Source organism: Spirosoma flavum (genome assembly GCF_042686045.1).
GTDB classification, from domain to species: Bacteria; Bacteroidota; Bacteroidia; order Cytophagales; family Spirosomataceae; genus Spirosoma; species Spirosoma flavum.
Genome location: NZ_JBHUOM010000019.1, coordinates 438,649 through 463,542 on the forward strand (window position 1 = coordinate 438,649; position 24,894 = coordinate 463,542).

The 24,894-nt window shown below is 48.7% G+C and carries 24 protein-coding genes and 1 riboswitch; of the genes, 13 read left to right on the top strand and 11 right to left on the bottom strand.

Annotated features, from left to right (window positions below; all coding sequences use genetic code 11):
- Positions 1-3 precede the first annotated feature (3 nt).
- Genes ACFS25_RS18845 through metE form a run of 5 tightly spaced genes read right to left on the bottom strand, consistent with a single transcriptional unit; the run spans position 4 to position 3,895 of the window.
- Entirely contained in the window at positions 4-339 is a 336-nt protein-coding gene (locus tag ACFS25_RS18845; RefSeq protein WP_381504100.1) for a hypothetical protein, read from the bottom strand.
- Positions 340-363: 24 nt separating this feature from the next.
- Positions 364-765 carry an acyl-CoA thioesterase gene (locus ACFS25_RS18850; RefSeq protein ID WP_381504101.1) on the bottom strand — a complete coding sequence of 134 codons (402 nt, stop codon included), beginning with the start codon at positions 763-765 and terminating at the stop codon, positions 364-366.
- Positions 766-778: 13 nt separating this feature from the next.
- The gene (locus tag ACFS25_RS18855; protein ID WP_381504103.1) at positions 779-1,003 is read right to left on the bottom strand and encodes a cysteine-rich CWC family protein; all 225 of its coding nucleotides are present in this window, start codon (positions 1,001-1,003) and stop codon (positions 779-781) included.
- Positions 981-1,508: a PAS domain-containing protein gene (locus ACFS25_RS18860; RefSeq protein WP_381504104.1), complete on the bottom strand. Its 528-nt coding sequence runs from the start codon at positions 1,506-1,508 to the stop codon at positions 981-983. Before ACFS25_RS18860 ends, ACFS25_RS18855 begins: the two co-directional genes overlap by 23 nt.
- A 50-nt stretch (positions 1,509-1,558) precedes the next feature.
- On the bottom strand, positions 1,559-3,895 hold the full coding sequence (metE, locus tag ACFS25_RS18865; RefSeq protein WP_381504105.1) for a 5-methyltetrahydropteroyltriglutamate--homocysteine S-methyltransferase: 2,337 nt from the start codon (positions 3,893-3,895) through the stop codon (positions 1,559-1,561).
- 167 nt (positions 3,896-4,062) lie between these two features.
- Positions 4,063-4,273, bottom strand: a riboswitch (cobalamin riboswitch).
- A gap of 56 nt (positions 4,274-4,329) precedes the next feature.
- On the opposite strand from metE, the gene ACFS25_RS18870 reads away from it, so the two are divergent.
- The 4 genes from ACFS25_RS18870 to ACFS25_RS18885 all read left to right on the top strand — a co-directional run bounded on the left by ACFS25_RS18870 (position 4,330) and on the right by ACFS25_RS18885 (position 7,291).
- The gene (locus ACFS25_RS18870) at positions 4,330-4,803 is read left to right on the top strand and encodes a hypothetical protein (RefSeq protein ID WP_381504106.1); all 474 of its coding nucleotides are present in this window, start codon (positions 4,330-4,332) and stop codon (positions 4,801-4,803) included.
- Positions 4,804-4,934: 131 nt separating this feature from the next.
- Positions 4,935-5,099: a hypothetical protein gene (locus tag ACFS25_RS18875; protein ID WP_381504108.1), complete on the top strand. Its 165-nt coding sequence runs from the start codon at positions 4,935-4,937 to the stop codon at positions 5,097-5,099.
- 2 nt (positions 5,100-5,101) lie between these two features.
- Positions 5,102-6,034 carry a cation diffusion facilitator family transporter gene (locus ACFS25_RS18880; RefSeq protein ID WP_381504110.1) on the top strand — a complete coding sequence of 311 codons (933 nt, stop codon included), beginning with the start codon at positions 5,102-5,104 and terminating at the stop codon, positions 6,032-6,034.
- A gap of 324 nt (positions 6,035-6,358) precedes the next feature.
- Positions 6,359-7,291, top strand: a complete 933-nt coding sequence (locus ACFS25_RS18885; protein WP_381504112.1) for a heme-dependent oxidative N-demethylase family protein — start codon at positions 6,359-6,361, stop codon at positions 7,289-7,291.
- A 30-nt stretch (positions 7,292-7,321) separates the two neighbouring features.
- Here ACFS25_RS18885 and ACFS25_RS18890 read toward each other — a convergent pair whose 3' ends face one another.
- The gene (locus ACFS25_RS18890; RefSeq protein ID WP_456243001.1) at positions 7,322-7,708 is read right to left on the bottom strand and encodes an antibiotic biosynthesis monooxygenase family protein; all 387 of its coding nucleotides are present in this window, start codon (positions 7,706-7,708) and stop codon (positions 7,322-7,324) included.
- Positions 7,709-7,751: 43 nt separating this feature from the next.
- Between ACFS25_RS18890 and ACFS25_RS18895 the strand changes: the two genes are divergently transcribed.
- Entirely contained in the window at positions 7,752-8,693 is a 942-nt protein-coding gene (locus tag ACFS25_RS18895) for an NAD(P)/FAD-dependent oxidoreductase (RefSeq protein ID WP_381504114.1), read from the top strand.
- On the opposite strand, the gene ACFS25_RS18900 is transcribed toward ACFS25_RS18895, so the two are convergent.
- Both ACFS25_RS18900 and ACFS25_RS18905 read right to left on the bottom strand, forming a co-directional pair.
- Positions 8,682-9,617 (bottom strand): phosphotransferase family protein, encoded by a 936-nt coding sequence (locus ACFS25_RS18900; protein WP_381504115.1) that lies wholly within the window; start codon positions 9,615-9,617, stop codon positions 8,682-8,684. The two genes, ACFS25_RS18895 and ACFS25_RS18900, sit on opposite strands and share 12 nt — an antisense overlap.
- On the bottom strand, positions 9,614-10,069 hold the full coding sequence (locus ACFS25_RS18905) for a hypothetical protein (protein WP_381504117.1): 456 nt from the start codon (positions 10,067-10,069) through the stop codon (positions 9,614-9,616). The genes ACFS25_RS18900 and ACFS25_RS18905 overlap by 4 nt, the downstream gene beginning before the upstream one ends.
- Before the next feature lie 60 nt (positions 10,070-10,129).
- Here ACFS25_RS18905 and ACFS25_RS18910 point away from each other — a divergent pair, with 60 nt between their 5' ends.
- Both ACFS25_RS18910 and ACFS25_RS18915 read left to right on the top strand, forming a co-directional pair.
- Positions 10,130-11,968, top strand: a complete 1,839-nt coding sequence (locus ACFS25_RS18910) for a family 43 glycosylhydrolase (RefSeq protein ID WP_381504119.1) — start codon at positions 10,130-10,132, stop codon at positions 11,966-11,968.
- Positions 11,969-12,144: 176 nt separating this feature from the next.
- The gene (locus ACFS25_RS18915) at positions 12,145-12,654 is read left to right on the top strand and encodes a GNAT family N-acetyltransferase (protein WP_381504121.1); all 510 of its coding nucleotides are present in this window, start codon (positions 12,145-12,147) and stop codon (positions 12,652-12,654) included.
- Here the strand turns inward: ACFS25_RS18915 and ACFS25_RS18920 are convergent.
- Entirely contained in the window at positions 12,651-13,388 is a 738-nt protein-coding gene (locus tag ACFS25_RS18920) for an SDR family oxidoreductase (protein WP_381504123.1), read from the bottom strand. The two genes, ACFS25_RS18915 and ACFS25_RS18920, sit on opposite strands and share 4 nt — an antisense overlap.
- A 185-nt stretch (positions 13,389-13,573) precedes the next feature.
- Here ACFS25_RS18920 and ACFS25_RS18925 point away from each other — a divergent pair, with 185 nt between their 5' ends.
- Together ACFS25_RS18925 and ACFS25_RS18930 are read left to right on the top strand one after the other, a co-directional pair.
- The gene (locus ACFS25_RS18925; RefSeq protein WP_381504124.1) at positions 13,574-14,824 is read left to right on the top strand and encodes an MFS transporter; all 1,251 of its coding nucleotides are present in this window, start codon (positions 13,574-13,576) and stop codon (positions 14,822-14,824) included.
- A gap of 56 nt (positions 14,825-14,880) precedes the next feature.
- A complete protein-coding gene (locus ACFS25_RS18930) occupies positions 14,881-15,414 on the top strand; it encodes a hypothetical protein (protein ID WP_381504126.1) in 534 nt (177 codons plus the stop codon).
- Positions 15,415-15,424: 10 nt separating this feature from the next.
- On the opposite strand, the gene ACFS25_RS18935 is transcribed toward ACFS25_RS18930, so the two are convergent.
- Positions 15,425-18,982 carry a carboxypeptidase regulatory-like domain-containing protein gene (locus ACFS25_RS18935; RefSeq protein WP_381504128.1) on the bottom strand — a complete coding sequence of 1,186 codons (3,558 nt, stop codon included), beginning with the start codon at positions 18,980-18,982 and terminating at the stop codon, positions 15,425-15,427.
- 59 nt (positions 18,983-19,041) lie between these two features.
- Positions 19,042-19,350 (bottom strand): putative quinol monooxygenase, encoded by a 309-nt coding sequence (locus ACFS25_RS18940; RefSeq protein WP_381504130.1) that lies wholly within the window; start codon positions 19,348-19,350, stop codon positions 19,042-19,044.
- 106 nt (positions 19,351-19,456) lie between these two features.
- Here ACFS25_RS18940 and ACFS25_RS18945 point away from each other — a divergent pair, with 106 nt between their 5' ends.
- The 4 genes from ACFS25_RS18945 to ACFS25_RS18960 all read left to right on the top strand — a co-directional run bounded on the left by ACFS25_RS18945 (position 19,457) and on the right by ACFS25_RS18960 (position 24,823).
- The gene (locus ACFS25_RS18945; RefSeq protein WP_381504132.1) at positions 19,457-20,428 is read left to right on the top strand and encodes an aldo/keto reductase; all 972 of its coding nucleotides are present in this window, start codon (positions 19,457-19,459) and stop codon (positions 20,426-20,428) included.
- 72 nt (positions 20,429-20,500) lie between these two features.
- Entirely contained in the window at positions 20,501-21,184 is a 684-nt protein-coding gene (locus tag ACFS25_RS18950) for a response regulator transcription factor (RefSeq protein ID WP_381504134.1), read from the top strand.
- Positions 21,181-22,512 (top strand): sensor histidine kinase, encoded by a 1,332-nt coding sequence (locus ACFS25_RS18955; RefSeq protein ID WP_381504136.1) that lies wholly within the window; start codon positions 21,181-21,183, stop codon positions 22,510-22,512. Before ACFS25_RS18950 ends, ACFS25_RS18955 begins: the two co-directional genes overlap by 4 nt.
- A 106-nt stretch (positions 22,513-22,618) precedes the next feature.
- A complete protein-coding gene (locus tag ACFS25_RS18960; protein WP_381504138.1) occupies positions 22,619-24,823 on the top strand; it encodes a TonB-dependent receptor in 2,205 nt (734 codons plus the stop codon).
- Positions 24,824-24,894: the final 71 nt, after the last annotated feature.

Genomic DNA, 24,894 nt, shown 5'->3' on the forward strand with positions numbered 1-24,894 from the left:
GACTTAATGCGTTGTGTCAACGTCTGCAATAAGTTGCCGAATGGCCATCTGCCGGTCGATAGCCAGCGACTGAATCGATCCACTCAATGAATCTTTAAGCTGCTGCCACTGGAGAGGTTTCAGAATAACCAGTTCGGTTGTGAAATCGACCGTCGTCTGATTCATTAAATGGTCTGACTCGCTAATTCGATCGCTTCGATTGATTGATAGCGTTGATTTAAGCGCGTTAATTAATTGTTGAGATAACTCACTGCGGACATACTGATCCAACGTATGTTCGGGCACTCGCCCGTCGGTATCTGCTTTTTTTAAAGTAGTAGTGGCTTTATAATTCATCATTTCCGCTCGACGGAATCACTTATTTCATAAAATACGAATTGGTTTCTTGTTTTCATCAAGAGCCACGAAGGTAAACGTACCATGAATGGCCTGGTGCCGCTCCATCGAATACATCTCTTCTACATAAATTTCGACGGCGATTCGAATGCTGGTATTCCCAACGTGTTCCACATGCCCGACCAGTTCAATGATGGTTCCTGCCGGAATTGACTTGGTAAAGTTGATCTTATCGGAAGATACCGTAACCATCCGCTTACGAGAGAACCGTGTTGCAGTAATGAAGGCGACTTCGTCCATCAGTTGCAGGGCAGTTCCCCCAAAAAGAGTATCGTAATGATTGGTTGTATTGGGAAATACAGCTTTAAAAATTCGCGTTTCAGCAGCAGCAATCCGGTCGTTTATAGAAAGGTCTTCATCAATGGCCATGCACTAATCTAATTTATATTTCCTGATGGGTCAGCTGATTAAATTCCGTTCGTAGCTCCAGCAGACAGTTGGCGCACAGGCAATCCTGGTATAAAGAGCCGACATAGTTCTGCTGATTTTCGGTCAACTGAACAGCCTGACACTGGCACAGATTAATGCTCCCCACCCGACACTCGAAAGAACGCTGGCAACGCGGACAGGCAATGTGCTCATGTTTAGCGGTCAACGTAAGACTCATCCGATGGAACCTCCTGTTCGAAGGCGATAAAATTCACTACCTGTTTCTGCCGGTTAACGATCGGTCGAATCACAATCTGACACCAATAGGGCGTTTGATCTTTTCGATAATTCAATAGCCGCTCACTCACTGATCGGCGCTGTTGAATGGCCTGTTTAATACGCTGACGGGATAGTAGAGACGTTCTCTCACCTTGTAAAAAAGTTGGCCGACGGCCTATCACTTCCTGATGGGTGTAGCCCGTCATTTCTTCGAATCGGGGGTTAACATACTGAATAACTTGATCAGAATCCGTTACGACAATCACCCATTTGTCGCTCATCAAATCGTGACGGATTGGCGCTGTTAATATCCAATCCTGGTTTTTCGCCAACGAAAGCCACCCTGCTTGCCCTGCCAACAGGGCTGGCTTTTGTCTGAATTCCCATCCTGCCAATAATGGAGTAAGTAGCCCCCCCCGATATTGAGCAGCAATTTGTTTGTCGTAAGGTCCGCTGAAGTTCATAATGACGAAGGTAGTACCTTCTGCCCTATAGAGCAGAAGGTTGTTGTTACTTATACAGATTCAATAACTAATTCGCGCGCGGTTTGGGCAGCCTTCACCATATTTTTTAGGGCTTCGGTCGTTTCCGGCCACCGGCGTGTCTTCAATCCGCAGTCTGGGTTTACCCACAAATTACGGGTGGGCAAAACATTTGCAGCCTTTTGAAGTAGCTCAACCATCTCCTCTACCGTTGGCACGCGCGGGCTGTGTATATCATAGACACCCGGTCCGATTTCGTTTGGATAATCGAAACGTGCAAATGCATCCAGCAATTCCATCTGCGACCGGGACGTTTCAATAGTAATCACATCAGCGTCCAGATCGGTAATGGCCCCAATAATATCATTAAACTCCGCGTAGCACATATGCGTGTGTATCTGGGTATGGTCCTGCGCCCCCGAAGCCGCCACCCGAAATGCCATAACAGCCCACTTCAAATAATCGCTCCAATTTTCCCGACGCAGCGGCAGACCCTCCCGCAAAGCCGGTTCATCAATCTGAATAACACCGATGCCAGCCGTTTCCAGATCAATTACTTCATCGTGGATGGCCAGCGCAATTTGCAAACAGGTATTCCGGCGCGGCTGATCGTCGCGCACGAATGACCATTGCAAAATTGTAACGGGTCCGGTAAGCATCCCTTTAACAGGCTTTTTGGTCAGCGACTGAGCGAACTTGGACCAGCGCACGGTCATTGGTTTGGGTCTATGAACATCCCCATAAATAATCGGAGGTTTTACACAACGTGAGCCATAACTCTGCACCCAGCCATTTTCACTGAAAGCAAACCCGTCGAGTAATTCACCGAAATATTCCACCATATCGTTTCGTTCAAACTCGCCATGAACTAATACATCCAGCCCAACTTCCTCCTGCCAGCGAATGGCTTGTTCGGTTTCCAACCGAATGAACGCTTCGTACTGGTCAAGTGTTTGCTCGCCTTTTTTAAATTTAGCCCGATTAGACCGCACAGCATCCGTCTGCGGAAACGAGCCAATCGTTGTGGTGGGAAACAAAGGTAATTGCAATCGCTCATGCTGCAACGATTGACGTTGGACAAATGACCCCTGACGTTGGGCATCCTGCTCAGTCAATCGACTCAGACGTTCCTTCACAGTTGGTCGGTTAATAAGCGTCGATTGTTGACGAGCGATCAATGCAGCCTGATTAGCGGCTAACACTTCAGCCACACGAGGGTTGTCTGGTTGGTGAATCAGCGCTACCAATGCGGCTACTTCGTCCAGCTTTTGACGGGCAAATACCAGCCATTGTTTAATTTCAGGCGTTAGATTCTGTTCATTGGTTTCGGAGTTCAGATCACAGGGAACGTGCATCAATGAGCAGGATGGAGCAATAAGAATGCGCTCCTGCCCTATTGCTTGTATCGCCCGCCGAATCGTAGCCCGTGACTTTTCCAGGTCATTAATCCATATATTCCGTCCATCAACTACGCCCAGCGATAGGTGCGTTTTCTGATTAACAAAATCAGTTTGCAGGATATCGTCTAACTGACTGGGACAACGTACCAGATCGAGATGAAGCGCATCGACCGGTAACTGAATAGCCAGATTCAGGTTGGCTCCATAACACTCAAAGTACGAAGCCAGTAGTAATTTAAGCGTTGGAAACTGGTGGCGAAGTCGCGTGTAAGTCGTGGCAAAAGCTTCCCGTTGTTGGTCGGTCAGATCCAGCGACAGGCATGGTTCATCGAGTTGAATCCATTCGGCTCCCTGCGCTTGCAGGCGGGTTAGCACTTGTTCATAAATCGGCAGTAAGCGGTCGAGCAAATCCAGGCGGTCGAAGCCAGTTTCCTTCTCCTTACCCAGCAATAAATACGATACCGGCCCCAATAATACGGGTTTCGGGATCGTATTGAGTGTTTGCTTCGCTTCGTCAAATTCGGTGAAAACTTTTTCGGAGAGAAGCGTAAACGATTGATCTGCCGAAAATTCAGGAACGATGTAGTGATAATTCGTGTCAAACCATTTGGTCATCTCCATCGCGGTCAGGTCCAGTCCATCCTGCTGGTAACCCCGCGCCATGGCGAAATACAGCGTCAAGTGGTCTGGATGGTCCACGTTTGGTTGACCGAGCAATGGCAAAAACCGTTTCGGAATCGCGCCAACGGTCAGGGACATGTCCAGCACCTGATCGTAGAGCGAAAAGTCGTTGCAGGGAACAAGCGAAATGCCAGCCTGCTGCTGCGTCAGCCAGTTGTCCTGCCGGATACGCCGACCAACTTCCTGAAGTTGCTGACGGGTAATTTTGTTGGCCCAGAACTGTTCAGAGGCCCGTTTGAGTTCGCGGTGGCTACCGATTCGTGGATAGCCGAGATTGTGTGCGATCATGTTGATTAATTAATAAAAATGATTGATCGCGTTCGATGCCGAACTCCATACGCCCACCCTATTATCAGGAGTTTAACCAACACGACACACCACTCCCGGCCTCGGAGAGAAGCAGAAAATTAAAGAAGAGGAGGTCAATCTTGATGAAACCCAATCGCGTGTGGGCGTAATCAGCAAAGCTAAAGGTAAGTCTCCTGGCTTGTGACGGTATTTGCCGTCCTTCTCATCCCATCGGTAAACCGATTATGGAACAATGGACATCGAGGGCAAACCCTTTTTAAATGGTCACTTACAGTAGCAACGTCTGCTCGTGATTTTCACACGATTCCTTTTTCATTTCCTGAACCTCTCAGGAAAACCAGTAGCTTGTTTGACGGAAAACAAAGAACGTTGGGACAAACTAACTGGGTTAAACCGGTAAAAACAAGGAATAAATGAATAAAAGCCCAGATGGGCTTCCGTTTACATTTTTGACTACCTGTTGCATTCTCTACCCCGACGATCTTCACCGAGGATGCCAAGCGATTATCGTTTCGGGGGTAAATTTATGCTCGACACGCAATGACCAAACTGAATCGTCGATTGGCCTTAACGTAGACATTAATTACAGAACTCAGTTAGGAAACGCAACAACGCTGGCCGTGAATCAGTTGTTTTTCTATACGCAACTAAACCAACTGACAGTGCTTACAAACCAATCGGACGGCTACAATTTCCGAACGGCTAATGGTCACCTATTTACGCGAGGTTTTGAAACGAATAATCGGTTAGTATATCACGACTTCCATACGTTTCTGGGCTATTCGTTCATTGATACCAAGCGGCAATACGACAACCTAACGGTCGTGATTCCCTTATGGCTAAACATCGGCTTTACTTTACAACTCTCTACAAAACCGATAAATTGAAAACTGATTTTGACGCATTTTATCCGGGATTGCAACAACGCACGAATGGCACCACGACACCTGCTTACTGGACAATGAGCTACATGATTGAACGAAAATAGAGTTTTGGCCGGTGGCTGGCGGGGAACCGTATGAAAGGCTGTATTTTCATTAACTTCGAGAATTTTCTTGATGTCCGGCAGTCTCGTTTCGAGCCATTAGTAAGGGGGACTAGTGCCCAGCCCACATTCGTTACAGACATTTATGCCCCCACCGATGGCCGAATCATCAACGGAGGAATTAAACTGACATTATAAGAATGGCGCACGACCATCACGAACATAGTGAAGAACATGGGCATCACCACGGGCCTACCGTCCTGACATCTGTCAATCGGGCATTAATTATAGGGGCAATCCTGAATGCAGCTTACGTTGCCGTAGAGTTTGGCATGGGATTTTATTATAACTCCCTGGCTCTCATTGCCGATGCTGGCCACAACCTCAGCGACGTAGCCGGTTTGCTACTTTCGCTACTGGCATTCCGGCTGGCCCGGGTTCGCCAAACGCCAAGTTTTACGTATGGTTATCGGAAAAGTACTGTGCTGGCATCACTCACCAATGCCGTCATTTTGTTAGTGACGATTGGGGCTATTTTATGGGAAAGTATCCAGCGATTTCGACATCCCGAACCCGTTGCAGGTCTCCCGGTAGCGTGGGTTGCTGGCTTAGGTATACTAATCAATGCGGCATCGGCCCTGCTGTTTTTCCGGGATAAAGACCACGATCTTAATATCAAAGGGGCCTACCTGCACCTTGCCGCCGATGCGCTGGTATCGCTCGGCGTGGTGATAGCCGGTATCGTTATTAGTTATACCGGCTGGGTCTGGCTCGATCCAGTTATCGGGTTGGTTGTAGCAGCAGTAATTCTGGGTTCAACGTGGCAATTGCTAAATGACAGTCTGCGACTTTCCATGGATGGCGTTCCGGCGGGTATCGACCTCAACAGCGTGCTAACTGACCTGAAGGCTGTAACTGGCGTGCAGGATGTACATCATGTACACGTGTGGGCCATGAGCACATCAGAAAACGCACTTACTGCCCACCTTGTACTGTCCCCAAACCTTTCTCCTGCCGCCGTCAGCACGCTCAAGGCCGACGCACGCCACCGACTCGAACACCGTAAAATCAGTCATGCCACGCTAGAAACCGAAGTTGGATCGGAAGATGATTGCGGAGCAGAAATCTGTTGACAAAGGGGCAAAGTAATGTCGCGGGTTCTCTACAGTATGAAAGGCATTTAGATGCGGTGGCCCCTGTTATCGATAAAGCATTGGTAATCTGGCTGACAAAGCAGCCAATTAATTAATCAAACTCTCTGTCAACCCATTCGCACATTATACTGGAGTCGAGTTTTCGAACCGACACGATAATATGCAAATGGGTTGATCTGTTTTCACTACCGACTTTAGTGATTTTTAGATAATAAACTGCACAATACCACCATAATCCATTCCACATGATGAAAAAGGGAAGGAAGTGGCTATTTTAGTAGTCATCGACAACCTGCTGACGTTATGCTTCCTTACTTCCCTTTCGGCAACGAATTTGACCATCGTATGGGTACGGCCCCGCTCCAGGCGCACGAATCGCTGGTTGAGGTAGACGGAGACTATGGCCATGAAATTGCTCACAAACGAGAGTTGTTATCACGCGATCATCGTTATTATTTTCAGGCCCAGCCGGATACTGAACTGGCCCAGTGGGATGTACTGGGACGCTTGCTGACGGAAGCCGCCGAACGCTACCCAAACTATTTTTCGCTCACCAAATCTGGCGACAAATGGCACTGGCAAAACCATCAGTTGGCAGAAGAACAACAGTTCACATTTGGCGACGCAGTTACGCTTCCACTCGCTCCGCTTGATTGGGTTGGGCGACAAGTGCAGGAAGATTTGGTCATTCTGAGTGCCGACGGAACGGCCACGCTCGTAGCAGGTCAACTTTGCTTTCCCAACGGCTGGTGTTTGGATGATAAGTTCGGTAAGACGTTTATGGGCATTCACCGGCCAGCACCGGCAATGGTTCAGCCCACCATGCAGGCAGCTCACAAACTTCTGGAACGTATTCCGGCGCACCGACCGATCTGGCGGGCAAGTTGGAACTTTAAGATTACCAATCAGTTAGACTTATCTACTCAATACTCAGCGGGCTACAACGACGACTTGGCCCAACTGGCTCCCACGCTCACCCCTGCTACGATCGGCGATCAGATTTTTATCCGAATCGAACGCCAAACGTTTACGCGACTACCACGATCGGGAGCTATTCTGTTCGGAATTCATACCTATCAAAATACGCTGGCTAGCGAAGCAACCAATACTAGCAAAGCTCAACGAATGCTCGGCACACTACGCACAACACCCCGAGAAATGCTTGATTACAAAGCTATAGCGCCCTTTGAAGACGCGCTTATTGGTTTTCTGGAAGAGAAAATAGCCTCACATTGAGGCATGTCTTGGATCGGGTAAAGAGCTGAGCTATTGCTCAAATCCATAATCTCGTTCTACTTTGCAGATACGGGTTTTGTAGGTTTCATACCAGCGTTCACGTCCAGTTTGCTGAGCAATTTGGTGTTCGGCCTGTTGTCTCCACGCCCGAATCGATTCTAAACTTTCCCAATAAGATACAGTAATGCCAAGCGCGCCATCGGTCTGTTCATTTCGGGCTGATTCGACACCAAGAAAACCCGGTTGTTCGTGGGCCAGTTCGACCATACGCAAGGCCATATCGCCGTAGCCATCATCAATATCGGTGCGGACAGAGGTAAAAATGACAGCGTAATATGGTGGTGAGGGAGTTGTAGCAATCATGTAGACCAGATAAAACATTACTTTCTTTCGCCCATATATGCAACATTGTTGCATATATGGGCGAAAGATTTACCTTTGTCCAAAATAACGAGCTAGTATGGAGAAGGACAATTTATTCGATGTAATCATTGTAGGCGGTAGTTATGCCGGATTAAGTGCAGCTATGGCTTTGGGTCGCTCCTTGCGAAATGTGCTCATCATTGACAGCGGTAAACCCTGCAATCGTCAGACACCCCATTCACACAATTTTCTGACCCGCGATGGCGAAACACCAGTGCAGATTGCCGCCATCGCACAAGAGCAGGTACTTCGGTACCCAACTGTTTCATTCCTGACTGATTTTGCCACAAAAGTACATTCCGAGCCTTTTGGGTTCGCAGTTGAAACAGCCTCTTGCCAACAGTTTAATTCACGAAAGTTGTTGTTAGCAACGGGAGTTGAAGACCTGATGCCGCCAATCAGCGGTTTTGCCGAATGTTGGGGACAGTCGGTATTGCATTGTCCATACTGTCACGGCTACGAAGTTCATGGTCAGCGGCTTGGCATTCTGGCTAATGGCGAAGTGGCTTACGAAATGGTACGCCTTATTCAGCATTGGAGTACTAACCTGACGCTGTTTACAAATGGATTCGCAACACTCACCCCAGACCAGCGGCAACTCATCGACCAGCTCAGCGTACCGATTATCGAAACTGAATTGACGGCCATTGAGCATGAGCAAGGCCAGTTGAAAACCCTGCGATTTACGGATAGTTCAGCCCACGAATTAGATGCGCTTTATAGCCGCGTTGCCTTTCGGCAACACTCAGATTTAGCCATGCAATTAGGCTGCGATATGGCTGAAACAGGATTGATTACTGCCACCGAATTTGGGCAAACCAATGTGCCGGGCGTGTATGCTGCGGGAGACAACAGCCTTTTATTTCGGCAGGTATCAATTGCGGTGGCGAACGGAGGGAAAGCGGGTGCTAGGCTAAATGGGGAATTAGTTACCGACGATTTAGCCGTTCGTTTCTTACCAGCCAGCCTATTGACTTAACTGTTTATACCGATCAATATCTTCGTCATACCAGCCGCGCTGATTCCTGTTGGCTTCCAGAAAAATATTCCCCAGAAAAATGTGTAGGTAATAAGCGTGTATTCGCTCAGTCAGATTCGCAATAAATAAATCGTTTTCAGCTGCCCACTGACGGAAGGCTCCAACGTAGTCGACGCCCAGATTGTTATGATAAACAATGTAGGTGAGGTCGTACAGCCAATCGCCACAGCGGAGTTCAGCCCAATCTAAAATGGCCGTTAAATGATTCCCATCGGCGAGAGCGTTCTCAAAGCCAAAATCCCCGTGTACGTAGTGCCGATCAGTCGGTAACAACGGCAGCAAATCAGTCAGGTGCTGGCGGGCATCCCGCACGACAGCGGCATCTAAAAACGTGGTAGCAACTAACTCATCCCACGATTTATAGACTTCATCACCGCGAGGGGTAAACGTTAACGGGAAATCGTCGATAGCCCCAATAAAATTAGCCCACGTATCGTACCGGCTCCGCGCTTTTCCTTTGCTGTTTAGTATCCCGAAACCCGTTTCGGAAGGTACAGGAACACGGCTTATGGTCAGAAGATTGTTAAACAAAGAAGGCAGGAATTTTTCAGTCCCACCCTTGTCAAAATCCGTCAATATGTGTCCTGGGAGCCAGGCTGATATACAATAAAAATATGTGTCGTCGTACAATCCAATTGCCAATACCTTCGGAATGGGTACAACATGGCCCAAACGCTCATAAGCTAGTTGATCTTTTTCGAACGCTTCGCGTGTGACGCCAATTCGCAATACGAATAGTCCGTTATCAGTCTTAAATCGATATGCTTGCGAGAACATACCTGCTCCCAAAGGCTGAATGTTGCGAGCGGAGGAGTGACCGTGAGCCTGTAAAAATAGACTAAGTTGCTGGATTGTGTCTGTCACCGGCGCTTGAGCAACGCGTAGACGCCAGCCGTGGCCAATCCACCAACCAGATACCAACCGATAGTCATAGCTGCCGTGGCTGTTGTGCGACTACTGGGGGCCGTTCCTAAACCCATTGGCCCAGGCAACGCTACCGCGCCAACGCCCGCAGCAAGCCCTAATGCAGCACCAGTTAGTACGGCATTTTCGGGCTTGGCAAGACCAATCAGGCTATAATAGAGCGCATTCGACACCACATCACCCCCTAACGCCCATCCGTGCAGTTCGTCGTCGGCGGGTGGTTCCTGGTCGGCACTTTCCATGACTTTCTTAATGGCCCTCATACCCAGAATGTCAGCACGGGGTGCATCGGGGATAAACTGGCGGGCCGTTTCGTGAAGAACTGTCAGCGCACACGCACCAACTAAACCACTACCCAATGATTGCAGAATCGTCTTGTTTATATCAGTCATAGGTGCTTAACTTGTGACTGAGTCCAAATGTTAATTACCCTACCTAAACCTTGACGTTCTGTGCAGTTTCTCACTCTATTTCTTCTGACAATCTGTTCGGTTGGGGCTATAGCTCAAGCTCAACAAAGAACGTACTGCAATCCGATGGATATCAGTTATCGGTATAATTTCGAGCAACTGAATGAAAAAATCTCGTACCGTTCCGGGGCTGATCCGGTTATAATCAACCACAAAGGAGAGTACTATTTATTCGTCACAATTCAGGGTGGATGGTGGCACTCAAAAGACATGGTTAACTGGAAATACATTGTGCCTGATAAGTGGCCGATGGAAGATATGTGCGCTCCGGCAGCTCTGTCTGTACGAGACACCCTGTATCTGTTCCAGTCCACGTTTGAGCAACGGCCTATTTTTTATTCGACGGAACCAGACAAAGGAAAGTTGAAATTTCTCAACCGTTGGCTGCCTCGCTTACCCAAAGATATTGGCCCGTGGGACCCGGCTCTGTTCCATGACGATGATACCGACAAGTGGTACATGTATTGGGGTTCGTCGAACGTATACCCAATTTTCGGGGCGGAACTGGATAAGGGCCGTAATTTGACGTACGCAGGCCAAAAGCCTGCCGAAGCTTACAAAGCCATGCTTTGGCTCGACCCATACAAACACGGTTGGGAACGTTTTGGCCCGAACCACTCAGACCCGTTCAAACCGTTTACTGAGGGTGCGTGGATGACCAAATACAACGGCAACTATTACCTGCAATACGGCGCACCCGGCACCGAATACAATGTTTATGGCAACGGCACCTACGTCGGCAAAGACCCATTGGGACCCTTCGAATATGCGCCTTACAACCCCATAGCCTACAAGCCGGGCGGGTTTGCAACGGGCTGTGGTCACGGCAATACATTTCAGGACAATTTTGGTAACTACTGGAACACCGGCACGACCTGGATTGGCCACAACTGGGGTATGGAACGTCGGATTGTGATGAACCCGGCGGGTTTCGATAAAGACAACCAGATGTTTGTCAATACCCGATTCGGCGATTTTCCGCACTACTTGCCAACAAAGTCATGGACTACCCCATCCGGGCAAAATCGCGATGCGTTATTTACTGGCTGGATGCTTCTCTCCTACCGCAAACCCGTCGTGGCATCATCTACGTTCAGAGCTTCTGGAGTCGATTCGCTGTCGGCGGATAAAACAACCGACGAAAACCCGCGCACATTTTGGGTGGCCAAGCAAAACAAACCCGGCGAAACATTGACCCTGGATCTGGGAGCCGAACGCGAAATCCGCGCGGTGCAAATAGATTACATCGACTATAAGCAAACCATTTACGACTCTGATTCGACTGTTTACACCCAGTTCAAAATCTTAACCTCGACTGATCGTAAAAAGTGGGAGATTGTATCTGATTTAACCGAAACGTCAGACCGAAAAGAACCCAAGCGCGACCGGGCCTGCGCTTATGTAGAGTTGAATTCTCGGAAAGACGGCAAGCCTATTCGCGCACGTTATGTACGATATGAACACGTTTATGTAGCCGGTTCACATCTGGCAATCAACGCCTTTCGGGTGTTTGGTAATGGGCTGGGCAACGTTCCGGTCACCCCCGCAATGCTGACGGCAAAACGACAAAAAGATCAGCGTAATGCCGATCTCTCGTGGAGTAAAGTGCCGGGTGCCGTAGGCTATAATATACGATGGGGCATTGCACCGGATAAACTTTATCAAACGTATCAGTTCTGGAACGATGAGCCTAATACCTTTGAACTCCGGGCATTAAACGTTGGTGTACCATACTATTTTGCCATTGAAGCGTTCGATGAAAATGGCGTTTCAGCGTTGAGCAAGGTGGTAAATGACGGGTCTGGTTTGGGTAAGCCATAAGTTGAGTTCTCTTAAGAGCGCCATTTAAAGACAAAAAAAACACCATCGAAAAGTAACGTTCAATGATAAATACAAAGATTTATTAGGCAGACATGGTAGTTAACTCGAACTATTTATTCACCTAAAACCCCGAAGGAGTTAACTATATGCATAGCTTACGGGAAACAACCTACCCTATGACTTTTTCTTTCCGAAACGACCAGCCAGACGTAGCCCTTGACATACTACACGAGGTGGGCCAATGGCTCGTGGATAACGACCGTGAACTCTGGAAAGTAGATTCGCTCACGCTCGAAAATCTGCTGAATGAGTTTACGACTAATAATCTCTACGTGATGTATGCCAACCGTGGCGATGGAACGGCACCTGAACCGGCTGCGGTTTTCATTCTTCAATGGGAAGACCCGCTTTACTGGCCCGACGTTCCGGCTAATACATCAGGGTTTATTCATAAACTGGCCATCCGACGACCGTTCAACGGGCAGAACTTATTCGCGTCCATCGTTGATTTCTGCCGAAACAAGTGTTTGAAACGGGGTATTAACTTATTGCAGCTCGAAACCGACGCTACCAAGCCCAAGCTTATGCAGTTTTATGAACGACACAATTTTCAGCCAACATATCAACACGAAATTCAGGAATTTGGGGACACCTTTCTTTGTCAGTTTTACGTACTGGCTCTCTAGCGGTTCAACATTGGAAATAACTTCTCCCGCTGGTTATACAGATTCTGCGCCATACCGATTAGAATTTCGAATTGGTCGGCTTGCAGACCTGCCAGCGTAGCATCGGCTACATCAACTGGCGGAATGCCACGATCCTGCTGGCCACGTTCATCGCGTCCGCTGCCACCCAGTTCGGTGTTGACAATTGGTGGTACAATCTCAAATACGTTTACGGACGTATCGCGTAGCTGATACCGCAACGATAAAGTAAACGAATGCAACGCAGCTTTGGTCGCGCAATAAACCGGTACAGCCGCCAGCGGAGTAAACGCCAACCCGGAAGAAACATTCAGAATAGCCGCTTCGGATTGCTGCCGAAGAAGAGGTAACAACAACGTTGTCAGGTGAATTGGTGCGGTTACGTTCGTAGTCAGTTCACGTTCGATGTCGGCCAGAGCAATCGGCTCGCCCGCAAATGACAGCATTTGCTGAATACCAGCATTATTTATCAGAATGTTCAGATTGGGAAATTCTTCGTTGAGCCAACTACTTAATTCCTCCCGGTCCTGCGCCTGACTAACGTCACAAACGCGTGTATGTAAATTGGGAAATTTGGCTTTTGCCTCGGCCAGTCTGTCTTCGCGACGACCACAAATAATTACTGTATTGTTCTCCCGGAGAAATGCTTCAGCAAGGGCCAGGCCGATACCCGTAGCGCCACCTGTAATCAAAATTACGTGATTCGTGCTCTTCATAACGTTCAGTAAACAGATACTTTATTGAACTTACAAGCCTGTGTACTGTTCATTTGTTTAAGAGCGTTTCCCAATTTATTCTCTCTCAACTAAAAATGATTTTGGCGAAATAAACCAAGACTTTTACACATTCTGTCTATGGGAATGGCGCAGAACTCCAGCTTAGTGCCAGAACCACGTCACACATGCCAAAACGCGTTCGCGATTATCGTCTGACTCAGATTTATGCCATCATTTTCATCGACGTTATTGTTGGTTCAGCGGTCGGGCCAATTCTGCCGGAATTTGTTAAAGGGCTACAGCGTCCTCAACTATGGCTCGCCGTTGGCACAGCTCTTTTTTTAGGTGTGCAACTTTTTTCTGCTCCGCTGCTAGGCAAACTCTCCGACAGTTACGGACGCCGACCAATTTTCATCGTCTCAGCAATCGGTACGTTTCTAGCTGATTGCCTGCTACTGCCCGTGCGTGTCGGCTATTACTTTGCTAACCGAATCAGCGACGGAACAACGAACGGCATGTATGCAACCGTCCGGTCAGCCATCACCGATATTTCGCCCAAAGAGCAGCTATTTAAAAACCTCGGTATTGAAGGTGCAATCATTTCGCTCGGGTTCGTGATCGGGCCGGCTGCGTCGGGTTTACTGCTGACTACATTCGACATAGTGCAGGGCAATCAGGCAAAAGTAGTGGCAATGATGGCCGTTACGCTATCGGGTCTGAACATGATCTTGAGTTGGACACTGCGCGAGACACACCCAAGCCCACCCGCCCTGGCTAATGCGTCGGTGGATGTCGCTGTGTTGGGAACTGAACTGGCACAATCGCTCAATGTGCACACACTTTGGACGCGCTTGTTAGCCAAAAATCAGCAGTACCGGGGGCTGAAAGAGTTGGTACTAATGCAGTTGGCTCTGACGCTAAGTACTGGCTATTATTTCTACTTCGTCACATTCGTCAGCTTCGGTGCGTTGCAAATGGACGCGAAAGCTATTTCATATTTCTTCATGTATTTTGGGGCGTTAAGCGTCGTTATCAGCTACGTGTTCTACACCTATATTGCTGACCGAATCAACCAGCGCCGGGCTATTTTCTGGTTTGCGTTACTAGGTGTCCCGATTTTGGGCGGCTACGGGTTGGTAGGATCGTCGATGATGTGGTTGTATATCCTGATCACAATTGATTGCCTGACTTTTTCGCTCATTCAGGGGCTCATCGAAGGTTTGATAGCCCAACGAACAACAGATGAAGACCGGGGCGAAGTATTTGGCATCAATCAGGCTTTGCAGGGACTGGCCAGTTTTGTTACCACGCTAGTCTTTGGCATCCTGTCATTAGTTGATTTACGGTTACCATTTGGGTGGTTTGGGGCTTGCCTGGCCGTAGTGGCGTGGTTGGCATGGGGTCAGCGAACCGAACCAAATACGCAATCCGTTTAAGGCTTGCAAACACCCGCCCGACGTATTAGCTTTAAGGTATCCTTAAGCCGATCTTCATGCGCCCGTTTTCGCTATTGACGTTGTTGATTTTAACCGGATTGACAGGCTGCCAGTCCAGTTCGCAACCTGAACCGATCCAGTATAGCGTACCAGCAGAAGCAGAACCTTACGTCCAGTCATTTCGGGATGAGGCTAAGAAACACAATAGTACCGTTTCGACGGCGAATCTGGTCGTTACCTACGGGGCTACACAAAGCGAGGATGTTTGTGGGCAATGTCTACTGCAAAGTGGAAAAACGCCCCATATTACATTAAGTACCGATTCATTCTGCTGGCAGCAGGCTAGTCAATACGAGCGCGAATGTTTGGTTTTTCATGAACTAGGCCATTGCCTTTTGGGTCGTACGCATAAAACAGATAAGTTTCCAAACGGAGCGTTTGTCAGTCTGATGAACCCAGACAATGTATCTGTATATGCGACTTGCCGCTACCCGATTGGCGGGGATGTTTGTGATAAACGCACTCGCCGGGATTATTATATCGACGAGCTTTTTGTTGCCAGTACGCCTACTCCTGACTGGGGCAAATAAATGCGTACTACTACTGCACGCGAATAAATTCTACACCAACTACAGGCCGACCATCAGCAGAAACGCCCTGCACTATTACGCGCAACGTTCTGACAACGTCCGACAATGGGAAGACTAATTGGCTATGACCCTGGCTGTCTGTTTGAACAAGAGGTTTCCAGTATAATACATCCCGCCGATCAACACGGCCCGATGAATCCGGCTGCGCTTCACTGGGTCGTTCTGCCGAAGCACTTTCATAGCGCGGCACATAAAATTCGCGCTGTATAGATGGGTATCCAATAACCTGCATAGAGGTCATACCCACTTTTTCGCCAGTTGAAAGCTGCTCCGGACGGAAGCGTTTGGAATAAAAAGCAATAACCCCATTTCCTGCGCGCATACCATAAATACCAGCCGTTGAGGAATTTTTCAGAACTTCAATCCGATCAATATCGCCGGGATTAAAGTTCAGCAATGCCATTCCATCATTATCCTGAATCGACATACCATCCATCAAAAACAACGGTTGTGGATTAATAAGTAAGCTACCTATACCACGAATAACAACTTGATACCCACCAGACACCGACTGAGTGACACTTACCCCCGCCACTTTACCCCGAATCATTTCGTAGAGATTAGCAAATCGGGGAGATTTATCATCGAATACAAGCGTAGCATCGGCTCCACTGTGCAAACTCGATCGCCGAATATCGTCAGGTCGTTCTTCCAGTTTTCGCGCCCGAACGGTTACCTCCTTCAACAGCTTAGCTGTTTTATCACGGTATAAATCTGCGTCACCTTCCTGGCGCGTTCGGGCGGCTTCCAGTTGCACTCGCAGTGATTCCCAATTTGGAAGTACGTGTAGTGTATCCGTCTCCCACGCGGTTTCCGGCCCTTCCAGTACCAAATGAGCCTCTTTGGCCGGGATGTTTTTCATTTGACGATCCGTAATTTGCGTCATTAATTTCAGGGTATCAGCAATGGCGAAACCCGCCAACCGAAACCGCCCTCGTTCATCGGTCCCCGCCGACCGTACGAACGACTGTTCGGGCACTGTAGAGGCTACCACGACTTGTGCCCCGGCCATCGGCTGATTCTTTGCGTTCAGTACCCGACCCATCAGTGATACGCCCCCAAGTAGTTCGGTAGCCGCGGTGCCACTCACCCGTCGCCAACCCTGCGTTAACAATAAATCATCTACTGCCCGGCGTGTTACGAGGGAGTTATTTTGAACATAAAAATTAGGCCGCTCCACCCGCCCGCGCAACTCACCGGTTAGCAGCAGATGCGCACGAATTGTAGCGGCAGCCGTATCGTCAGGCACCTGCCCAATATCGGTGATGGAAGCCGACAACGCTGCGACAACCGGCTGCCCGTCATCATTCAGGTTGATACTAAGAATTGCTTTTTCGCGGGGTTGATAGCGTGATTTATTAAGACCCAGTATTACCCGTATAGGTGGCACTTGCTCCGGCAAAAACACCAATCGTTCAGCCTGAGGGTGCGCTGTAGCGTCATAAAGAGTGATTTGATTTAAACCCGCTGGCAGAGCAGTAATTGGCAGACTTATGCGAGCGCCCCCATTTTCTAACAGTATTTTTCGCTGATCGACCAATCGACCCTGCTGCTGAATCAGTACATAAGCAGAATCTTTTGCTGGCCGATTTGTGCCGGCAATTATGAGCGTCAGTCGGCTGCTATCACTAACCGCATCAACCGCCAGCCTAAATCCTTCCGGGTCGGCGGGAGGTAACGGCACCAATTGACGTTGGTTGTCGTGAAGTGTTTCGGCGTAGTATTTCCGACCAGCCAGAGGTGTCATAACAACGCTGCCAATGCCCATCGCATTCGTAGTAAACTCACTAATCTTCGTCCCCTCATCATTCACAATTTGGCCCGCCACTAACACACCATGTGCATCAGGCCCAACAATTTTAATTCCCAACCGCGCTGGCAATCCCACTAACCAACGCCCACCTTCGGGCAACAGTTGTATATCCATTACTTTCTGGGTCGTATCCGATGTTTTTGGCGTAGTACCCTGAAGTATGTTGTAAATAGCAATCGATCTATCAAAAGCCGGTCGGCGCTGCCCATCGTCTTCATCCGTATAAGCCCTCAACCGATACGTTCCCGACACAAGAGTGTCTGAAAGGCGAAAGTTTCCGGTGGCACGCCCATCCATTACACGCAGCCACTGGTGTTGCACAAGTCGCCCCGAGGTCGTTAGCAAGTCTACATGAATGGCTGTTTCACCCAGCGGTCGGCGGTTAGTAGCCGCATCGAGCAGATACGCACTTAACCACATCCGGTCGCCAGTGGCGTATAAAGGTTTGTCGGTATGCACAAACAGAACGGGTGCCAGTGCCTGAAACCGCTCGTTGAACGCTGTTGCGATTCGTCCCATTCGGGCATCAGGCGGCATCAGTTTTCCCTGGACTATTACGGGTGCGCTGGTGCTGACAGAATCACCCTTGTCTCCATTGGGTTGCCAGTCGTCGGGCAGCATGGTTGACAAGCGGTCGTCAGCCAGCGACCCCTGGATTTCCATACCTTCCGGCAGGGTAATTATCCCATCCACCGTTAGTTGCAGATGTCCGGTAGGCAGCTTAATTTGCGAATAGGCATAGCGGGCATCGAGATACGGAGAGTATGACGATGTGGCATTCGTATAGAAAACCACTAATTGGCGGTCTGATACCAACTTTCGTTCAAACGCTAAACGCCCCGGCTGAATTAACTGCTTTATTGATAATGGCTGCAAATGCCCCTTAATCGAGCCAGATAAAGTTGTCCGATTTTCTCTTGTTCGGGCAATCGGCACGGCCATATTTTCCTGATACACCAGAAACCCTTCCTGTTCATAGGTGCTATCAACTAAGCTCGCCATCAAATGCCGGGTCGACCCTTTGTAGGCTGTCATCCGATTGCGCCGGAAGCGGCTGGCCTGTCGCTCATCAGCTACTTTCAGTTCCTCGAAACGAGTCGAACCAGCGTAATACACTTTTTGAAAGGTCCCATCAAAATACAGCATATCATACCAGAGTCGGTAGCCTAATGCCTGATTTTCTATAACTAGCGGCTCGCTAGCCGTAGCATTCAGATGGCCATTTTCCTCATGAAAGCTGAGGACATCGGGATTCATAATCTGGCATTGTCCACCAAACGGTTCACCAAGTAATTGCCGTTTAAATTGCTTGAGGTGTTGCTGCCACTTTTTGGGGTTTCCCCGAACTATCACGGCGGCCAGTGTTTGATCGCTCGGTTTCAGCCGAAAATTAGCCCGACTACCCTGGCTATTATCGACCCGCAGTGTATGCCGTTGGGGTTGGTAGCCAACAAATGAAGCTACTACATCAATCGTACCGAGCGGAACACCCGCCAGTGAATAATGGCCCTGCTCATTTGTGACCGTGCCGCGTGTGCTACCGTTCAGATACACATTGGCAAACGGCATCGGCTTACCTGTTGCGGCATCGGTTACATAACCAGTAAGTGTAATGGTGGTTTGGGCAAACATTCCCGTAGTCAGCCATAGTAGCAGACAGGTAGTCAACCAAATAATAGAAAGCAGACTCTTCATGGTGGTTGTGCCGCAAGTAGTTTTCCACCGTGAAGAAGGCAAAATCTAGGTGATTTTACTCATAGTTTATCCGGGTCAACCTCCTCCAGTTTTTCTCCTGAGAAGGCCACGGCCCGCTCGGCAAATAGGCTTTTTGTAGCGGCCCAAGTTGTCCGAAATAAGTCGCTTTGCCGGTACGCTTCTAGCGCGTTTGCAGAATCCCACAAACTATAAGTCATACGCACATTGGGTTGGTCGGGATCGCTCAGGAGTTCAAGATGATTATTTCCGGAAAAGGCACGGATATGGTGTTTTGAGTCATTAAAAATGGCATGAAAGTCAGAAAGTTTATCTTCCAGAAACGTCATACGGACAATACGAACAAGCATATCTAAAACTTAGTTTGTGGTTTATACCGGGTCGACAAGGCGGTTCGTTGTTTGATGTTTATACAACCGTTTACTTTGTCAAGCTACAAATAATAAACCCTATCTCATGAATTACCGCACATTCGGCCGTACGGGCTGGCAAGTTTCTGAAGTTGGCTATGGCATGTGGGGCCTCGCTGGCTGGACTGGCTCCGATAAACAGGAAGTCTTACGCGCCCTCCAACGCTCCGTTGAATTAGGCTGCAATTTTTTTGATACGGCCTGGGCATATGCCGATGGCGTTAGTGAAGAAATCCTGAATCAGTTGCTAAAAAATAACACCGATAAGCAATTGTATGCGGCTACCAAGATTCCGCCAAAAAATCGTCAGTGGCCTTCAAAGCCGGAATCCAAACTGGCAGATGTGTTTCCAGCCGATTACATTATTGAATACACTGAAAAAAGCCTGAAAAATCTTGGTGTCGAAACTATTGACTTACAACAGTTTCACGTCTGGGAAGATGCCTGGGCGGACCAGGACGAATGGCAGGAGGCCGTTACCAAACTAACGCAACAAGGCAAGGTTCGGGCGTGGGGGCTTTCGGTCAACCGTTGGGAACCGGACAATAGCTTAAATACACTTCGCACGGGCCTGATCGATGCGGTACAGGTCATTTATAACATCTTCGACCAGAATCCCGAAGACAACCTGTTTCCGCTCTGCCGTGAACTAAACCTCGGTGTTATTGCCCGCGTGCCGTTCGACGAGGGCACTCTCACCGGTACCTTTACGAAAGAGACGACTTTTCCGGCCAGCGACTGGCGGTCAACGTATTTTGTTCCCGAAAATCTTAATAGCAGCGTAGATCATGCCGATGCGCTCCGGCCCCTTATTCCGGCGGGTATGACCATGCCTGAAATGGCGTTACGATTTATTCTCAGCAATCCCGATGTTCATACGACTATTCCGGGTATGCGCCAGATTCGTAATGTGGAAGCCAACACCGCCGTTAGCGACAAAGGCGAACTATCGCCAGAGTTGCTGCGCGAATTGACAGGTCATCGTTGGGATCGGACACCAACCGAGTGGAGTCAGTAGGTATAGTGTTAGGCCAGTTTTTCAACTGGCCTTTTTTTTCTGCATTTACCTGAACGGTATAGTCTACTTGGTATGAAAATCCTCTTAATTGAAGACGAGCCAGCGCTACAAACAGCAGTAAAGCAGTACCTGGAGGGGGAAGGCTACGCGGTTACAACGGCCAACACCTATCGTCAGGGAGCCGAAAAAGCACACGATTATGATTATGATTGTTTGGTTATAGACCTGATGCTGCCCGATGGCAATGGTCTCGATTTGGTACGTGCGCTGAAAAGCCGCCAGTCAACGGTCGGTATTATTGTCGTGACGGCAAAAGATGCTTTGATCGACAAACTGACTGGGCTCGATGCCGGAGCCGATGACTACCTAACCAAACCCTTTCACCTGCCCGAACTCAACGCCCGACTGCGGTCGGTTTTACGTCGGCGGCTGTTTGGTGGGCAGGCACAAATCAAGGCGGGCGACCTTACTCTCTGGCCTGACCAACAACGCGTGAGCGTCCGCGACACTGACATTAAATTGACGGGTAAAGAATATGAATTGCTCCTATTCTTAATCACGAACGCCGACCGTCTACTCTCAAAATCGGCCATTGCCGAACACGTTTGGGGCGATGCGATGGATGCGGCAGACTCGCACGAGTTTTTGTACACCCACGTCAAAAATCTACGTCGTAAACTTATTCTGGCGGGTTGTCCCGACTACATCCAGACTCGTTACGGCGCAGGCTATATTTTTTCGACCCGTCTGCCATGAGCCTGCTTAGTCAAACAGCCCGCTACCTACTACTCACGGCCTTAGCTATTGCGCTGGTAGGAGCCGTGGGGTTTTACACGCTCATTCACCGGAAAATCAGGCATGAGGTTGATGAAATTCTGACGAGTCAGGTGAAACAGACTGGAGTAAAACTTCGTCAACAACCATTTGTTAAAATATATGATTGGGACAACAACCCACGCATTGACCGCGTAACAACAACAGTACAACCCACATTTGCAGATATAACCATCCTGGATTCGCTGGATGGCAACAAACCAATACCCATACGGCAGTTGCAGGAAACAGTGTCGGCCAATGGGCAGCTATATCTGGTCACGGTTCAGCAGCCGTATTATGAATTTAATGAATTGGCCCGCGAAATGTCAGCTGGTGTCATTATCGGCTTTCTAATCCTGATGGGCTTGTCGGTGACGGTCGGACTTGGATTAGCCCGCCAATTATGGCGACCATTCTACGCAACCATCGACCAGCTTGGAAGCGTCCGAATCGATACGGGAACAGAACCGATTTTTCCGGAAAGCCGCATTCGGGAATTCGGTTTGCTTAGTCGGTCATTGGGTGAATTGACCCAAAAATTACGACGCCAGTTTTCATTACAAAAACAGTTTACCGAAAATGCATCACACGAATTACAAACGCCCCTGGCCGTTGCGTCGGTAGAGTTAGATTTCCTGCTGCAGTCGGAACATCTAACCGAAAGCGACTATGCGCATTTGCAACGGGCTACCGATGCGCTTAGCCGGCTGAGTCAGTTGAATCGTTCGCTCCTGTTGCTCACGCAAGTAGAAAACAACCAATTCACCAACGATGAAGTTTTGAATTTAAGTGAGTTGCTAAATCAGTATACGGATGAATACGAGCCGTTTTTTCAGCATAAGAATATGCCTGTTGAACGGGCAATTTCCCCAAATATCCAGTTGAGTATGAACCGGCAATTAGCGGGTGCGTTGTTAACCAATTTGCTAAAAAATGCGGTCCGGCATGGAGTTGCCCGGCATAGAAATGCTCTGCATGGAAGTGTCCAGCATGGAAGTGTCCAGCATGGACAGGGTACTGCGTGTGTCCGTATCGAATTGACAACAGATTCACTGGCTATTCGGAACCCCGGCGCACCGCTTCCTTTTGCTACTAATCAGTTATTCAACCGCTTCGTAAAAGACCCCGCCCGCTCCGATTCGACAGGGTTAGGTCTGGCATTGGTGAAACAAATCTGTGACCGCTACGGCTTATCACTAACGTATTCTTATGATACTGATAAGAGCGTACATGAATTTCGGGTAAGGTTAGTACAGCAAAAAGCGTAAATCTCTTGCTATTCCAGCTCTAAATTTATACAAATCAAGCATTTAGATTCTTCTTCAAATTCTCTTCATAATTCTTTCCGAAACTTGTAGTCAAATTTTACAAGTGATGAAAAAACTCTTTTTTATTGGGTTGCTCCTACTGAAGGTCATTTCTGTGTTCGGACAAGCCATTCGTATTATTCGGGTTGAAGATAGCCTGACTCGCGAACCCGTCATTGCGGCAACAATTCGCACGCCAACCAAACTGAACGTAACGCGGCTAGTTATTGGGGCCGTCACCGATGTCAATGGTATTGCCAGAATTGACAACCTTCCAGACGATATTAAAACCCTGGCCGTTAGTGCAGTTGGCTATGAGACCGGGCAATTTCCTGTAACACCGGGAGCCGATACGCTCGTATTTCGGCTGAAAGCCGCCGAAGAAACCATTGATGAAGTGACGGTAACGGCTACCCGAACCAACTCGCGCATCGAAGATTTGCCTATCAAGGTTGAAGTGCTGGGTCAGGAAGATATGAATGAAGAAAGCGCGGTAGTGCCGGGCAACATAAGTAGTATTCTGGGCGACATTTCGATTATTCATATCCAGCGAACATCGGCGGTAAACGGCAATCAGGCCATTCGAATGCAGGGACTCGACCCCAAATACACACAGATTTTGCGGGATGGTCTGCCGTTATACGAAGGCTTTTCGGGTAATCTTGGCGTATTGCAGATTCCACCGCTGGATTTGAAGCAGGTCGAAATTGTTAAAGGATCGGTTTCGACGCTCTACGGCGGTGGTGCGATTGGGGGCATGATTAACATCGTTTCTAAATCACCTACGTCTGATAAACCCACATTTACAGCCTTACTCAACCACTCGAACCTAAAAGAAACCAACCTGAATGCCTATTATTCGCAGCGGTATGGAAAAACGGGCCTGACGCTGTTTAGCGGCTACACCCATCAACAGGCGGTTGACGTAACGGGCGACGGTTTTACCGATAGTCCGGGAATCAAGCAATTCAACTTTCACCCCCGCTTTTTCTGGAACCCATCTGACTATACCAAACTCGATATTGGGTATGCCTTCACAACCGAACACCGCGAAGGTGGTTACCTGTCTGCCCTCGAAGGCACCCTGCCTAATGCGTACAAAAATGTTACCGACTTACAACGCCATACCATTGATTTCAACGCCAGCCAGAACACCTCAGAAAACAATTTACTAACCGTTAAAGGCGCTGTCAGCACGTTTCACCGCCAGAATACCGACTACCAAAAATTATCCGACGGGCGGCAGTCGTCTATTTATCTGGAAACCAACGACCTTGTGCGGTTCGGCAAACATCAACTCATTGTGGGGGCTAACCTTACGGTCGAAGCCTTTCGAAAGAACCCGGATAGCACTCGGCTCGTTGACTACACTTACCAAACCCTCGGTGGATTTGTGCAGGATGATTGGCAAGTAGGCAAAAAAGTAGCGGTACAGGCTGGCCTCCGACTGGATCACCACAATACATTTGGAAACTTTCTGTTACCTCGACTGTCGGTCAAACTAAAACCATCAGAGCCATGGACAGTGCGACTGAGCGTCGGGACAGGCTACAAAACCCCAAACCTCTTTGTGAACCAAACACCCGGCGCGTTGAATGTAAGCCTGATTTTCCCACGCCTATTACCTATTGATGTAGCGAACGTAAAAGCTGAGCGGTCGGTGGGGGCCAACGTAGATATTGCTTACACCAAATCATTCGAAAGTGGGCTGTCTGTACAGGTTGATCAGGCGTTTTATTACACGTATGTCAATTCGCCGGTAGTATCGGCCTTTGCCAGTACATCGAGCAATCTGGGGGCTTACACACAATTGATTAACGCGCCTTACAACCTGTTCAGCGTTGGGACGGATACGTACGTACGGCTCGAATACAAAGCATACGAACTCTATTTTGGCTATAATCACACGCTGGCCCGGCGCGATGGGCCCACAGATAACACCTATCTGCCGTTGGCTCCACAAGACAAATTCTCGACAACAGTAGCCTGGGAAAACGATCACTTCCGGTTTGGTATCGAGACCAGTTATGTGGGTACGCAATACCTCTACAACAACCAGAAAGTAGCGAATTATTGGTTCTTCGCAGGTGCTGCCGAATACCATTACAATGACCACTGGCGGCTGGTGCTGAATGCCGAAAACATGTTCAACATCAAGCAGGCCAACTACGAAACCGTTGTGAGTGGTCCCGTTACTCAACCAACTTTCCGCCCAGTCTGGGCACCTTTGGAAGGTAGGATTGTGAATGTAGCCTTGAAGTACACGCTGTAAATTTATGCTACAATTGGCCCCGAATGGAGGGCTGCTTAAGCAATTACTGGCACAGACAAACAATCACATGC